The sequence below is a fragment of the Paenibacillus lentus genome (assembly GCF_003931855.1).
GTDB classification, from domain to species: Bacteria; Bacillota; Bacilli; order Paenibacillales; family Paenibacillaceae; genus Fontibacillus; species Fontibacillus lentus.
Genome location: NZ_CP034248.1, coordinates 4,472,130 through 4,485,941, shown reverse-complemented (window position 1 = coordinate 4,485,941; position 13,812 = coordinate 4,472,130). Strand labels below are relative to the sequence as shown.

General features: G+C 45.9%; 14 protein-coding genes. 12 read left to right on the top strand and 2 right to left on the bottom strand.

Features of this window, described 5'->3' with window-relative positions; translation table 11 throughout:
* Window positions 1-41: 41 nt before the first annotated feature.
* On the bottom strand, window positions 42-569 hold the full coding sequence (locus tag EIM92_RS20365; RefSeq protein ID WP_125084395.1) for a phosphatase PAP2 family protein: 528 nt from the start codon (window positions 567-569) through the stop codon (window positions 42-44).
* 607 nt (window positions 570-1,176) lie between these two features.
* Here EIM92_RS20365 and EIM92_RS20360 point away from each other — a divergent pair.
* The 5 genes from EIM92_RS20360 (at window position 1,177) to EIM92_RS20340 (ending at window position 4,379) form a co-directional block, all read left to right on the top strand.
* Window positions 1,177-2,415, top strand: a complete 1,239-nt coding sequence (locus tag EIM92_RS20360) for a glycosyltransferase family 2 protein (RefSeq protein WP_125084394.1) — start codon at window positions 1,177-1,179, stop codon at window positions 2,413-2,415.
* Between the two features lie 258 nt (window positions 2,416-2,673).
* Window positions 2,674-3,168, top strand: a complete 495-nt coding sequence (gene infC / locus EIM92_RS20355) for a translation initiation factor IF-3 (protein WP_125084393.1) — start codon at window positions 2,674-2,676, stop codon at window positions 3,166-3,168.
* 76 nt (window positions 3,169-3,244) lie between these two features.
* Entirely contained in the window at window positions 3,245-3,445 is a 201-nt protein-coding gene (rpmI, locus tag EIM92_RS20350) for a 50S ribosomal protein L35 (protein WP_019639356.1), read from the top strand.
* 30 nt (window positions 3,446-3,475) lie between these two features.
* Entirely contained in the window at window positions 3,476-3,835 is a 360-nt protein-coding gene (gene rplT, locus EIM92_RS20345) for a 50S ribosomal protein L20 (protein ID WP_125084392.1), read from the top strand.
* Window positions 3,836-4,049: 214 nt separating this feature from the next.
* Window positions 4,050-4,379, top strand: a complete 330-nt coding sequence (locus EIM92_RS20340) for a hypothetical protein (protein ID WP_211344395.1) — start codon at window positions 4,050-4,052, stop codon at window positions 4,377-4,379.
* 17 nt (window positions 4,380-4,396) lie between these two features.
* On the opposite strand, the gene EIM92_RS20335 is transcribed toward EIM92_RS20340, so the two are convergent.
* Entirely contained in the window at window positions 4,397-4,852 is a 456-nt protein-coding gene (locus EIM92_RS20335; protein ID WP_125084391.1) for a GNAT family N-acetyltransferase, read from the bottom strand.
* A gap of 692 nt (window positions 4,853-5,544) precedes the next feature.
* On the opposite strand from EIM92_RS20335, the gene ilvB reads away from it, so the two are divergent.
* The 7 genes from ilvB to EIM92_RS20300 all read left to right on the top strand — a co-directional run bounded on the left by ilvB (window position 5,545) and on the right by EIM92_RS20300 (window position 13,632).
* Window positions 5,545-7,290 (top strand): biosynthetic-type acetolactate synthase large subunit, encoded by a 1,746-nt coding sequence (gene ilvB / locus EIM92_RS20330; protein WP_125084390.1) that lies wholly within the window; start codon window positions 5,545-5,547, stop codon window positions 7,288-7,290.
* Window positions 7,290-7,784, top strand: a complete 495-nt coding sequence (gene ilvN / locus EIM92_RS20325) for an acetolactate synthase small subunit (RefSeq protein ID WP_196427049.1) — start codon at window positions 7,290-7,292, stop codon at window positions 7,782-7,784. Before ilvB ends, ilvN begins: the two co-directional genes overlap by 1 nt.
* Before the next feature lie 282 nt (window positions 7,785-8,066).
* Complete coding sequence (gene ilvC / locus EIM92_RS20320; RefSeq protein ID WP_125084389.1) at window positions 8,067-9,059, top strand: ketol-acid reductoisomerase; 993 nt, start codon at window positions 8,067-8,069, stop codon at window positions 9,057-9,059.
* A 227-nt stretch (window positions 9,060-9,286) separates the two neighbouring features.
* Entirely contained in the window at window positions 9,287-10,366 is a 1,080-nt protein-coding gene (gene leuB, locus EIM92_RS20315) for a 3-isopropylmalate dehydrogenase (RefSeq protein ID WP_125084388.1), read from the top strand.
* Window positions 10,367-10,633: 267 nt separating this feature from the next.
* Window positions 10,634-11,041 carry a hypothetical protein gene (locus tag EIM92_RS20310; protein WP_125084387.1) on the top strand — a complete coding sequence of 136 codons (408 nt, stop codon included), beginning with the start codon at window positions 10,634-10,636 and terminating at the stop codon, window positions 11,039-11,041.
* Between the two features lie 259 nt (window positions 11,042-11,300).
* Complete coding sequence (locus EIM92_RS20305; RefSeq protein WP_125084386.1) at window positions 11,301-12,443, top strand: ATP-binding protein; 1,143 nt, start codon at window positions 11,301-11,303, stop codon at window positions 12,441-12,443.
* 232 nt (window positions 12,444-12,675) lie between these two features.
* On the top strand, window positions 12,676-13,632 hold the full coding sequence (locus EIM92_RS20300; RefSeq protein ID WP_125085293.1) for an aldolase catalytic domain-containing protein: 957 nt from the start codon (window positions 12,676-12,678) through the stop codon (window positions 13,630-13,632).
* The last annotated feature ends 180 nt before the right edge of the window (window positions 13,633-13,812 follow it).

Genomic DNA, 13,812 nt, shown 5'->3' with positions numbered 1-13,812 from the left:
CTTTTCTCAGAAGGTTATTCCTTGACTTAACAATATCCCCTTTATGGCCATAATGCAACTGTGCCAAAGACTGTTAAGGTGCCTACAGCGGCGCCTGCCAGGACGTCTGAAGGGTAGTGCAGGCCGAGATATATTCTAGATATTCCCACCAATAGCGCGATCGGTCCCAGTATGAATGCGAGCCCTGGTTCGAGCAGCATGAATGGCATAGTTACGGAGAAGATCGCTGTTGTATGGCCTGATGGAAACGAATGATCCGTCAGCGGATTACGGAACGTTTTTGTACCCGGAAGGGTTAAATAAGGACGAACCCGCGGATAGGTCTTTTTAACAAGCGCTACGGGAATATGGCTGGCAGCCAGCGCTACACAGGACTGAAGCCCTACAGTACTCCAAGGCTTCGGCGCCAAGAACCACACTAGCAGTGAGGAGCTGATTGTAAATGTAGCTCCCCCCAGGTGAGTCAGGTAGTAAAGCCAGAAATTTAGAAAGCTGCCGTGCAGACGGCCATTAATCCCCATAAAAAGCTTTTGATCAAACTGTTTTAATACTTGCAATAATCGAGTCATATAATCCCTCCGCTATAATTGCCCGCGAGTACGGCCAAAACTGCTATGCATTCAATCATCAAACGCAGCAAGGCATTTTCAGGTTAGACTTATCATATTTTTATTCCGTGATCATTTCAAGGACAGAGGCCTTATTTTTATCCGAAGTTATTACCCGAATTTTGACTTTGTGCTTATCCACCTTATACAATGATTCAAATCATAGCAAAAAAGTTTAAAGTAAAATGAGCATTTTAGTAAACTTTTATGCATTATTTTTCGTTTATGTTTACAAAGGGTTATGGATTCAGGCTGCCTAAGCTCATTTTCATGAGATGCAGATGAAATAAAAAACGCCAAAATTGATGAAAATAAGAAATAACCGCACCCTGTGCAGGTAGCGGTAGCGTCGCATGCGATTATAGCGCGACTTCGCTTGTATTTGGGGAAGGATCGTGCGAGAAGGACTTTGACAAATGCTGCAAAGTCATGGAAAATCTTTATGCGCTGCAGAAGATTTAGTTTTTACCAGGAACAACGAATACGCAGGGTCATAACAAAAAGACAAAGCCCACTTAGAGAAAAAGAATCGTAAATTTAAAAGGGGTTAAAGGGGGTATACGAAATCATGATGGACACCATTTTGATATCGTTACAAATTGTACTGGCCGTAATTGGGATTTATCAATTCGGTTTGGCGTTGTTCGGGATGTACAAGAAAAAGAAAAAAGTTCACTTCCCGCCGACGAAATCATTTGCGGTGCTGGTAGCAGCGCATAACGAGGAAACTGTAGTTGGAGCATTGATGGAGAATTTGAAACAGCTGAATTACCCGAAAGAGCTTTATGACGTATTTGTCATTTGTGACAACTGTACCGACAGAACGGTAGACATTGTTCGCAGCCATGGCATGACTGCTTGCATTCGCACGAATGAAAATTTGCGAGGCAAGGGCTACGCGATCGAATGGATGCTGAAGCAGCTTTGGCAAATGCCGCGCCAGTATGATGCGGTGGTTATGTTTGACGCCGATAACCTGGCTCATCCGGATTTCCTGAACGAAATGAATAATGATCTATGTTCTGGTGCCCGTGTTATTCAAGGGTACATCGATACGAAGAATCCAGAGGATTCCTGGATTACCGCAGCTTATGGTATTTCCTACTGGTACTGCAACCGCCTATGGCAGTTATCGCGTCACAATTTGGGACTGGCAAACTTTCTTGGTGGTACAGGCATGTGTTTTGAAACCGGACTGCTTAAAGAGATTGGCTGGGGCGCAACGAGTCTGGTAGAGGATCTTGAATTCACAATGCGATGCGTTGAGAAGGGGATTCATCCGGTGTTCAACTATGACGCAAAGTTGTTCGATGAGAAGCCGCTCACGTTTAAAGCGTCTGCTCGCCAGCGTCTACGCTGGATGCAGGGGCATTTTACAGTAGCGCGCCGTTATTTCTTCCCGCTTCTCTGGCAGAGCATCAAAGAGCGGAGCATGGTAAAGCTCGACATGGCGCTCTACGGAGCGAACGTGTATATCGTGCTCATTACGTTCCTGCTCACCGCCTTGATTTGGATTGATCAATCTTTCTTTAACGGGCCGAATATCGCTACGCTGTATGGGTATTTGCCGTTATGGATTTCGTTTGTGGCGATTGCGGCCAACGTATTCATTTTCCTTGCCGCGATGGTGCTGGAGGAAGTTAAGTCTAAGAAAGTATATGCATATCTTGTCTTGTTCCCGTTGTACCTGCTTTCCTGGTGGCCAATTACTTTCTATGCCTTCTTTACGCAGAACAACAAGCAGTGGAGCCATACGAAGCATACGCGCGTCGTTCGCTTGGAGGAAGTTCAGAGTAAGCAAGGTTAATGCTTGACTATTGGTTCATCATGTGGTAAATTATTTGAGCATGGAACAAAGAAATGGATTGTAAGTAGAGGCGAAACCTTCTCACCTGTCCGATCATGTCGGCTGGTTTTGATCCAATGATTTATGAATGTTGATATTCATGATGAATTGATGATCAATTTGGGATGTGGGCGTACGCCTGCATCCTTTATTTAGTTTGACACAGGTTATAAAACTGAAGATTAAACGTGGAGGTGTAGAATTATCAGTAAGGAACATTTGATCAATGATGAGATACGGGCGAGGGAAGTTCGGTTAGTAGGTGCTGAAGGTGAGCAAATCGGTATTAAGCCGATTCGTGAGGCTCTTCAAATGGCTATCGATCTGAATCTGGATTTGGTGAACGTGGCGCCGACGGCTAAGCCGCCGGTATGCCGGATCATGGATTACGGCAAATTCCGTTACGAGCAGCAGAAGAAAGAGAAGGAAGCCCGTAAGAATCAAAAGACAGTGGATATTAAGGAAGTATGGTTTCGTGCGAATATTGACGAGCATGACTTCCAGACTAAACTGCGTAATGTGATCAAATTTTTAAAAGAAGGCGACAAAGTGAAATGCTCGGTGCGTTTCCGTGGCCGTGAAATTGCTCATGCTGACATCGGAAAGAAAATTCTGGATCGCGTAAAAGAAGAGGTTGCAGAAATTTCTTCGATCGAGCGGATTCCTAAGCTGGAAGGCCGCAGCATGATTATGATTTTGGCACCGAAAAACTAAGCGCTCGCTTACATGCAGCTCCGTAGATAAAGAGCTGCTGCTAAGCTGTGCCCACAAACTTTGAGGGGGAAGTACAATGCCTAAAATGAAAACCCACAGCAGCCTGAAAGGCCGCTTTAAAATTACAGGATCGGGTAAAGTAAGACGTTACAAAGCGAACCGCAACCACTTGCTGTCCCACAAGTCCAACCGTCGCAAACGTGTTCTGGCGAACAGCCCTGTAGCTTATGCTGGGGATGTTAGACGTTTGAAACAGCAACTTGCAAATCTGAAATAATTCACTTAAATTTCTGGGAGGTTTATTGATATGGCAAGAGTAAAAGGCGGATTCGTTGTTCGTCGTCGTCATAAAAAAGTATTGAAGCTTGCTAAAGGTTACTTTGGCTCGAAACACCGTATTTTCAAAACAGCTAATGAGCAGGTTATGAAATCCCTGCTGTACGCATACCGTGACCGTCGCACGAAAAAACGCGATTTCCGCAGATTGTGGATCGTACGTATTAATGCTGCAGCTCGCATGAACGGACTGACTTACAGCAAATTGATGCATGGCTTGAAGCTGGCTGAGGTTAATATTAACCGTAAAATGTTGGCTGATCTGGCTGTAAACGATTTGAACGCATTCAACTCTCTGGCTGCAGTAGCGAAAGAGAAAATCAACGCTTAATTATTGCATGGACACATACAGGCGCCCTATTCGGGGCGCCTGTTTTATTTTGCTCACAGCAGCTTTTTACATACAAGAAGGCGATGGTGGAAGCGAAAGGATTCCCTCTTGAATACATTGATACGAAGACGAACGAATATTTTCTAGGATGCGCTAACGGGTCGTTTTGTCTCGGTTCTGAGTAAGTAAACTCTATTCAGGGAGGAAGATAGACGTGAGCAAATCGGTTACGAGAAAAGAAGCCGAGAAATGGCTTGGCAAATCTATAACGGCTGTGAAGAAGGATGGCACCATGGTTACGGGAAAACTGGTAAAAATAAGTGGGAATCGCTTGATTGTTCGGCAACCAGGCAAAAAAGTGAAGACCAAGGCCCTCATCCCACTTGTTTTATTTGATCTACTTGCGATTGGAACGGCACCATACGGCTATGGCTACGGTTATGGAGGGTACCCGTACGGTTATGGCTATGGTTACGGTTATGGAGGTTATGGCGGGTACAGCGGATACGGCGGATACGGATCCTCATACGGCTATTACCGCTAGAAGGTTTGTGGGTTGGCTTAGAGCCGCATCTGCAGCTTTTTTTCCAATTCATAACATCGGGATACGGGAATATATCGGACAATATTATAGCCGGACATTTGGTAAAAAAGGTGGGCCCGGGTATTATCCTGGTCCACCATGACTTTTGCTCGAGTACAACCTCTGGAGCCCGCCAAATTTTCGGCGTGGGCGATTAAGGTTTTGCCGTGACGTTTGCGCTGCTGCTGGGAAGCAACGGCCATCATATCGATGTACAGCAGTTCACCATGGATCATAAAATGGATAAAACCCACGGGATCTGCTTCATAATAAGGTGAGGTAACAAGCGTTATGCCCCGCGTAAGCCGCTTGGGGATATCCTGAATCGTCTGCTCTAGTTCCGGTTGGGACATGCTGGAATGAGGGACAAGCTCCTTCTTGATAAGGTAGATGATGACCGGATCATCCTGTTTGGGTCTTCTATATCGGATCATTGGCTCGCCTTCCTCCTTGTACTGCATATTTAGGCACTTTAATACATCATATGAAGGTGCAAGGCCAATGGGTTCCTAATAAAATGGTACTGCGGCAGTATAAGGAATATAATTCCTTGAGAGGGGGGTTAAAGGAAGGACAGGTTAGGGAAAATAAGTTTTGCCAAAAACCTTTTATCCCTGCAATTCAGCAGTGTGATGAGGTGTTTTGGGGGAATCGCGCTAAAACATGTGGGAAAAGGGTATTGACTCTATGCGCGAACTAATCATATAATGTGTCTAAACATTTTAACGTTCATACGTTCATAGTGAATCTGCGATGAAGAGGACGAAGGTTTAGGGGCTCTTTGCTCAGAGAGTGGATGGATTTGCTGAGACCATTCACCATTAATCCCTTAAATACGAGCTCACCTCGGAGCTGTTTTCCTGAAAAGCGAATGCGGAGAAAGATGATCATAATCCTTCTGCACGAGCCTATTAGGGAAAATCGTTGGGTCTGCGTTAGAGACCACGGGTAAGGACATAGCTGTCTCTACTCGTCAAGGCTTGGCACTGTGAAGTGTCAGGTGAAAATGGGTGGTACCACGGAAGCGATAACCTTTCGTCCCTTGGAACAGGAGACTGTTCTACGGGCGGAAGGTTTTTTGTTGTATTTCTTTAGAAATACTTAAATTTTGGAAGGAGGATTACTGATGAGTGCGCAAATACCAGCAGTGCGGTCTACAGAACAATTACGTGAGAAATGGATGAAACCGGAAGTGATTACGGGATCAGAAATATTGCTTCGGAGCTTGGTGTTGGAAGGTGTCGAATGTGTATTCGGCTACCCGGGTGGAGCTGTATTGTACATTTACGATGCGTTGTATGGTTTTAATGATTTTCATCACTTGCTGACGAGACATGAGCAGGGAGCGATCCATGCGGCTGACGGTTACGCACGGGCGAGCGGCAAAGTAGGAGTATGTATCGCAACTTCGGGACCGGGGGCGACCAATACGGTCACCGGTATTGCTACAGCGTTCATGGATTCAGTTCCTCTGGTGGTTATTACCGGGAACGTCGTATCCAGTTTGATCGGAACGGATGCCTTCCAGGAAGCGGATATTACCGGCATCACGATGCCGATTACGAAGCATAGCTATTTGGTTCGCAGTGTTGAGGAATTGCCGCGTGTTATCCATGAGGCGTTCCATATCGCCAATACGGGGCGCAAGGGGCCGGTCTTGATCGACATTCCAAAGGACGTATCCGCCAATAAGACTTTGTTCCAGCCGGTACAGAGCATTGACCTTCGCGGCTATAATCCAAAGGTTGTTCCGAACCACCATCAATTGGAGAAAGTGGCTGCAGCCATTAAAGAAGCTGAACGTCCGGTTATCCTCGCTGGTGGGGGCGTTGTTTACTCCGGAGGACACGAGGAACTGCTCGAATTTGTTACGCGTACGGAAATTCCAATTACGACGACGCTTCTAGGCTTAGGGGCATTTCCAAGCGGCAATCCGCTTTGGATGGGTATGCCGGGGATGCACGGTACGTACACGGCTAACCAAGCGATTCAGAAATCCGATTTGCTGATCAATATCGGGGCTCGGTTCGATGATCGCGTTACCGGACGGCTTGACGGATTTGCTCCTCATGCTAAAGTAGTACACATCGATATCGATCCTGCCGAAATCGGCAAAAACGTAAATACGGAAATTCCAGTCGTCGGCGATGTGAAGACGGTACTCGAGCTCCTTAATCCGTTAGTGAGTCGCAGCGACAAAGCGGATGCCTGGAGAGGCCAAATCAGCCAATGGTTGGCTGATAAGCCGTACAAGTATAAGGATTCCGACACGGAACTCAAGCCACAATGGGTAATCGAATTGCTTAACGATACAACGAAGGGCGAAGCGATCATCACAACTGACGTAGGTCAGCATCAAATGTGGACTGCCCAGTATTACAAGTTCAACCATCCGCGCTCCTGGATCACCTCTGGCGGACTCGGTACAATGGGCTTCGGATTCCCATCAGCGATTGGTGCGCAGATGGCTCGTCCGGATCGGCTCGTTATTTCGATCAACGGTGACGGCGGTATGCAGATGTGTGCGCAGGAGCTTGCGATTTGCGCCATCCATAACATTCCGGTTAAAGTCGTTGTGATCAATAACCAGGTACTGGGCATGGTTCGTCAGTGGCAAGAGCTTATTTACGAGAATCGTTACAGTTATATCGATCTGGCAGGAAGCCCGGATTTTGTGAAATTGGCGGAGGCATACGGCGTGAAGGGATTGCGGGCTACCAACAAGGAAGAAGCCAAGCAAGTCTGGCAGGAAGCAATGGACACGCCGGGGCCTGTGTTGGTGGAATTCGTGGTTAGCAAAGAGGAAAATGTGTATCCTATGGTCACCCAGGGTTCCACCATTGATCAAATGCTGATGGGGGACTGTGAATAATGACGACGACAATGACAAGCCATACAATAGCGGTATTAGTGAATGACCAGCCAGGAGTGCTGCAGCGCGTTTCCGGCCTGTTTGGCCGACGCGGCTTTAATATCGAGAGTATCACCGTTGGCCAATCCGAGGAAGAAGGATTGTCCCGGATGGTCATCGTGACCCAAGGCGACGACAAGACGCTTGAACAAATCGAGAAACAATTATATAAACTGATCGATGTCATTAAGGTGGTTAACCTAAGCTCCAAGCCGATGGTCGCCCGTGAACTGGCATTGATCAAAGTGAAATCGGAGCCGGCAGAGCGTCCAGAAATTATGGGTGTCGTCGAGACTTTCCGCGCCGCTGTAGTAGATATCGGTACGAACAGCATGATCGTACAGGTCGTTGGCGACACAGAGAAAATTGATGCGATGATCGAGCTGCTCCATCCTTATGGCATTCGCGAGTTGTCTCGTACCGGAGTTACTGCGATGATTCGCGGTAATGCCTAACGAAAGTAAGTATCGTTAAGTTGGTAAAACATAAATAGCGCCTAGACAGCGTCTAGGCTAGCTAATGCTTCATAATTTATATCCCGTACGGTGAGCGGGTGCTTGAGAGGATCGGACCGAAGGACAGGGAATCGATTTCTGAAAGCAAGCGATCTTGGATCGCAAATGACGGTTAGTGGATTTTAAGGAAGCGACCCTTTGAAGCACCCGCTCACCATGGGGATAGAACTAATATAAGGGAGCCGCTAAGGCGGTCCCGTAAATTTTAGGAGGGCTATAAGAATGGCAGTTACTTTGTACTATGAAAAAGATGCAGAGCTTAGCGTATTGAAAGGGAAAACAATTGCAATTATCGGCTACGGAAGCCAAGGGCATGCACACGCTCAAAACCTGCGTGACAGCGGACTTGATGTAGTTATCGGTCTTCGTGAAGGCAAATCCTTCGACAAGGCCAAAGAAGACGGCTTTGAAGTTTTGCCTGTTGCTGAGGCAACTCGCCGTGCAGACGTTGTACAAATTTTGATGCCGGACGAGACTCAAGCTGCTGTATACCATAGCGAGATTGCTCCAAACCTTAAGAAAGGTGCCGCACTCTTGTTTGCTCACGGTTTCAACGTGCATTTTGGACAAATTGTACCTTCTAAAGACAACGACGTGCTTCTGGTTGCTCCAAAATCACCAGGCCACATGGTTCGCCGTACGTATGTTGAAGGTTTCGGCGTTCCTGGTTTGATCGCTATCCACCAGGATGCGACTGGTAAAGCGAAAGAAATCGGTCTTGCCTATGCTAAGGGTATCGGTTGTACTCGTGCAGGGGTTATCGAAACTTCCTTCCGTGAAGAGACAGAAACAGATCTGTTCGGTGAACAAGCAGTTTTGTGCGGTGGCGTAAGTGCCCTGATCAAAGCTGGTTTCGAAACATTGACGGAAGCTGGCTATGCTCCAGAAATGGCATACTTCGAGTGCTTGCATGAATTGAAATTGATCGTTGACTTGATCTATGAAGGTGGACTTGCTACTATGCGCGACTCCATCTCCAATACCGCGGAATACGGTGACTACGTTACAGGACCTCGCATCGTAACTGAAGAGACGAAGAAAGCGATGAAAGAAGTACTGTCGGATATTCAACAAGGTAAATTCGCGCGCGACTTTATTCTGGAGAATCAATCCAATCGTGCATTCTTGACAGCTACTCGCCGCAACGAAGCTAACCATCCAATCGAAGTTGTTGGTGAAGAGCTGCGCGGTCTGATGCACTGGATCAAGAAGTAATAAATATTCAATATGCTTTAAAACAAGCCGTGGAGATGACTCTCTGCGGCTTGTTTGGTCAGGTCTTGTATTAGATGAAAAGTCTCCTTATAGTTAAAACCTATAACATTAATAGATTCTATATCTTTGTCTATCTTTACCCGTTATGTTACAACAGAAGAAGAGGATTGTTCGAAAAGTATAGTTAAGCACAGTGAAGCATAGTGAATGAGAGGGAGTTGTAAGTCATGACAGAAGTGAAGAAAATTGCGGTAATCGCAGGCGATGGTATAGGCCCGGAAGTAGTTGCTGAAGCGGAGAAGGTATTGAAACGTACGGAGGAATTGTTCGGCTACCGTTTTGAAACAGAGCATGCGCTGTTCGGAGGCATTGCGATCGATGAGAAGGGAACCCCGCTGCCGCAAGAAACTTTGGATATTTGCCAGCGCGCTGATGCTGTACTACTTGGAGCGGTTGGCGGCCCGAAATGGGATAACAATCCGAAGGAGCTGCGTCCGGAGACTGGTCTGCTTGGTATTCGTAAAGCGCTTGGACTGTTCTCGAATTTACGTCCAGCGGTCGTTTTCGATTGCCTGAAGGATGCTTCTACGTTGAAGCCGGAAGTACTTGAAGGAACGGATCTGATGGTGGTTCGCGAGCTGACAGGCGGGATTTATTTTGGAGAGAAGTTCCGTCGTGACACGGAGAATGGACAAGAAGCCGTGGACACATGCGCTTACAATGTTAATGAGGTGGAGCGGATCGTACGCCAGGCATTCGAAATCGCCCAGAAGCGCCGTAAGAAATTAGCTTCTGTCGATAAAGCAAACGTTTTGGAAACATCGCGCTTATGGCGTGAAGTAGTAAATCGGATTGCTCCTGAGTTCCCGGATGTTGAACTGGAGCATGTGCTTGTGGACAACTGCGCGATGCAGCTGTTGCGCCGTCCTTCCAGTTTTGACGTTATCGTTACGGAAAACATGTTCGGCGACATCCTTAGCGATGAAGCGGCGATGCTAACCGGATCGATCGGTATGCTCTCCTCTGCCTCCCTTGGAGAAGGCAGCTTCGGCTTGTATGAACCAGTGCACGGATCTGCGCCCGACATTGCCGGACAGAACCTGGCTAATCCGATCGCTACGATTCTGTCTGTTGCACTGATGTTCCGCCTAACCTTTGGTTATGCTGATGCAGCAGATGCGATCGAGGCGGCGGTGGCTGAGGTGCTGGACGCTGGGCACCGTACAAGCGATATTGCAGTTGATAAGAGCAAAGCGATCGGAACGCAAGAAATGGGCGACCTGATCGTCGCGGCAATCCGTAAATAAAGTTTGAAGTCAAACCTGTTTGATTTCGAAAGTGAATAGAGATATTTCATGTTTATGAATGCTCCCCTGTCTGGCTTCTGCCTAGAGACAGGTTTTTTTTTGAAACGAAAATTAGTTCTTAAAGCTTAATATTTGTAAAACTAGTTTATAATTACGATTATCGAAGGAATCTAAAGAAGCCGTCACGAATAAATTAAAGGAAGTCTAATGCAATATAAGGATACCTCAATATATACCGAAGTCTAACTCGGGAAAGGGTGATGGGGAATGAGTTTTTGTTGCGGAGCTAGCATGGTTGGAACGAAGGGAACGTTGAAGCATTATCGTACACAGGTTCATAATGTTCCCCTGCTGCTTTGTCCGGTATGTCATCGGGTCGAAGTTCACTATAAAGTGGAGCATGAATATGAAATATTAGCGGAATATGCACATGGTGACGGTGTATCAGAAATCGACTTCGGAGACTTTATTATGGAGGACGAAGAGACGATCTTTGGCAACTGTGTCAATGTAGAAGATGAGGATCCGCTTGATATTGTGCAGAGCCAAATTGATATGGCTCTAGATCTCCTGGCAGTAGCCAAAGCAATTCAGGATACAAAATGGGAGATCGAGCTAAAGAAGCGATTGGCCGTGATGAGTCGACGAAAAGCTAGGCTGCATTATAATAAATAGGTCGCAAGTATGAAATAGTCCCGAACAGGGGCTATTTTATTTTTTTATTTATAAATTTAATTATGATCTATCCTTTTTCGACAGTATCTCTGATTGACGCAAATTGGAAAAGTTTACTATGATTATAGTGATTCAAATTATCAATCATGTCATAACATTAGAGGAGCTTGAAGATCGAGACGGTAAGGTTGTGTTATCGAGCAGGGTTGAATGTTGTCGAATTTGCAAGGATACCATTGTGGGAAAAGGGGGAATCAACTTGTTAAGTGAATTCCAGGAAACATTGCTACAGTCTGTCAAAGCATTTCAATCAACGCAGCTTGTCAAGAACAAGTATGAGAATGTCCTGCAAAATCTCGATAGTGGAATAATGCTGTTTGATAGCGAAGGCGTATTAACATTTATTAATGTGCAAATGGCCAAGCTTATGGAGATGCCCCGCCAGTCACTTATCGGTTGTAATTTGTTGCAGATGCTACGTCACCCTCACCTTAGCCGCTTCAAGAAGCGAAAGATTTTACGTATATACAGAGAAGCGATTTTTCACCGCAAAACCTATCATGAACTTATCGATGAATACGGTCGGCATTGGTTAATCACGATTACTTATGGTGATCAGATGGATGGGGATTATTTGCTTAGTGTAAAGGATGTATCGGATTACAAGCAGATTGAACAGACAGCTTATCAGAACGACAAGCTGGCCATGCTCGGCAAAATTTCGGCAGCAATCGCACATGAGATTCGCAATCCATTGACTGCTATTCGCGGGTTTATCCAGCTTCTACGCCCGCATTTGATCCAGCTTGGCCGCGATGAGTATGCGCGGATTATATTAATGGAAATCGACCGGGCCAATGATATTATTCATGAATTTCTAAACTCCTCAAAGCCTTCCGCTCCCCAAAAAAGCGTGATTAGCGTTCCATCCTTGCTGAAGGAGGTCGTGCTGCTGACTGAAAGCGAGGCATTAATGAAGGGCTGCGAGATTCATTTAGAAATCATGGCTGAGGAAATGTATGTCTCCATTGATGTAAAACAGATTAAGCAGGTTCTGCTGAATATCATTAAGAATGCCATGGATGCTATTGGGGAAGTAGAAGATCCAGAACATTCCGGGGTGATCCATTTGGACGCAAAGATCGTGAGCGAATATGTGCATATTTCCATACAGGATAACGGCAACGGCATGGATAAAGGTTTATTAAGTCGATTATTTGATCCATTCTTTACGACAAAGGAGAAAGGAACCGGACTAGGTCTGTCCGTCAGTTACCGCATTATAAGAAATCACAGAGGAAATATTTCGGTGGATAGCATGAAAGGGATTGGGACAGTTTTTGTGATAGCGCTCCCAATCACCTCTTTTAAGGCGGTGGAGCCTTCAGGAGAGCGACGTTAATAACGAAGCTCCCCTGAAATTAAAAGTTCATAAGGTTGTCTGGGGAAGGTGCTGAGGATTTTTCGCAGCCTGCTGAACAGGATCACTGTTTGGAGCAGGAGGCGCAGGCGCCTTTTTTGCTTTTTTCAAGCCTTTGTAAATATACATATAATGAGAGCACATTTTTCTTTACTTTTTTAATTCCATTAAAGTAAGATGGATAGTAAAACATATGACGAAGGGAATCGGTAACATGAAAGTGAATCAAAGCAAGATCGTAGATTGTACCATCCGAGACGGTGGCTTAGTCAACAATTGGAACTTTAGCGTGGAGTTTGTGCAGAAGCTCTATGCCGGCTTGAACGAAGCTGGTGTTGATTATATGGAAATCGGATATAAGAACTCTCCAAAATTGTTGAAGGGTGCGGATGAGGCAGGACCTTGGCGTTTCTTGGATGATGAATTTCTGCGCAAGGTGATTCCGGAAAAGGGGAATACTAAGCTTTCCGCTCTTGTAGATATCGGACGGGTTGACGAGAATGATATTTTGCCTCGCAGTGAGAGCCTTCTTGATCTGATCCGTGTAGCCTGCTACGTTAAAGACGTAGATAAAGCTCTGCAACTGGTGCAAGTATTTCATGACCGCGGTTATGAGACGACGATCAATATCATGGCATTGTCTAACGTAATGGAGCATGAGCTGCTGGAAGCGTTCGAGATGATTAAAAATAGTGTCGTGGACGTAGTTTACATTGTTGATTCTTACGGCAGTCTCGATTACAAAGATATGGAGCATTTGATTACTAAGTTTAAGACGCATCTCCCTAATAAACGCCTAGGCGTGCATACACATAACAATATGCAGTTAGCATTCTCTAACACGCTGGTGGCTGCTGAGAATGGTGTAGAATTGCTTGATGCTTCTGTTTACGGAATGGGGCGTGCGGCAGGCAACTGTCCTACAGAGCTGCTGGTAACCCATTTGAAGAATACGAAATACAAACTGCGTCCTGTACTTGAGGTATTGGAGGAGCTCCTGATCCCGCTTCGCGAAAAAGAAGAGTGGGGGTACCTCATTCCTTACATGATTACGGGAACTTTGGATGAGCATCCACGTTCCGCCATGGCTATACGTGCATCGGCGGATAAAGATAAAGCGGTTGAGTTCTATGATAAGTTAACAACGCCAGAAGTTAGCTTCGAGAAATAATAAAGCAGAAAGCGCCATGGTTACATAGCCATGGCGCTTTTGCTCGCATTACTGTTCAGGTTGACAGGTCCGATCATGTTAGGTTTACCCGTGGCTGGCACGCGACAGGTAATGGAATTGTAATAAATTAGCTGTTGCATTGATGTGAAAGAAGTGGTATATTTATTTTTGTCTTCACGA

Bases quoted from the DNA above. Each gene is read 5' to 3' on its own strand.
- EIM92_RS20365 (WP_125084395.1), bottom strand. From the start codon at position 569: ATGACTCGATTATTGCAAGTATTAAAACAGTTTGATCAAAAGCTTTTT.
- EIM92_RS20360 (WP_125084394.1), top strand. From the start codon at position 1,177: ATGATGGACACCATTTTGATATCGTTACAAATTGTACTGGCCGTAATT.
- rpmI (WP_019639356.1), top strand. From the start codon at position 3,245: ATGCCTAAAATGAAAACCCACAGCAGCCTGAAAGGCCGCTTTAAAATT.
- rplT (WP_125084392.1), top strand. From the start codon at position 3,476: ATGGCAAGAGTAAAAGGCGGATTCGTTGTTCGTCGTCGTCATAAAAAA.
- EIM92_RS20335 (WP_125084391.1), bottom strand. From the start codon at position 4,852: ATGATCCGATATAGAAGACCCAAACAGGATGATCCGGTCATCATCTAC.
- ilvB (WP_125084390.1), top strand. From the start codon at position 5,545: ATGAGTGCGCAAATACCAGCAGTGCGGTCTACAGAACAATTACGTGAG.
- ilvN (WP_196427049.1), top strand. From the start codon at position 7,290: ATGACGACGACAATGACAAGCCATACAATAGCGGTATTAGTGAATGAC.
- ilvC (WP_125084389.1), top strand. From the start codon at position 8,067: ATGGCAGTTACTTTGTACTATGAAAAAGATGCAGAGCTTAGCGTATTG.
- leuB (WP_125084388.1), top strand. From the start codon at position 9,287: ATGACAGAAGTGAAGAAAATTGCGGTAATCGCAGGCGATGGTATAGGC.
- EIM92_RS20310 (WP_125084387.1), top strand. From the start codon at position 10,634: ATGAGTTTTTGTTGCGGAGCTAGCATGGTTGGAACGAAGGGAACGTTG.
- EIM92_RS20300 (WP_125085293.1), top strand. From the start codon at position 12,676: ATGAAAGTGAATCAAAGCAAGATCGTAGATTGTACCATCCGAGACGGT.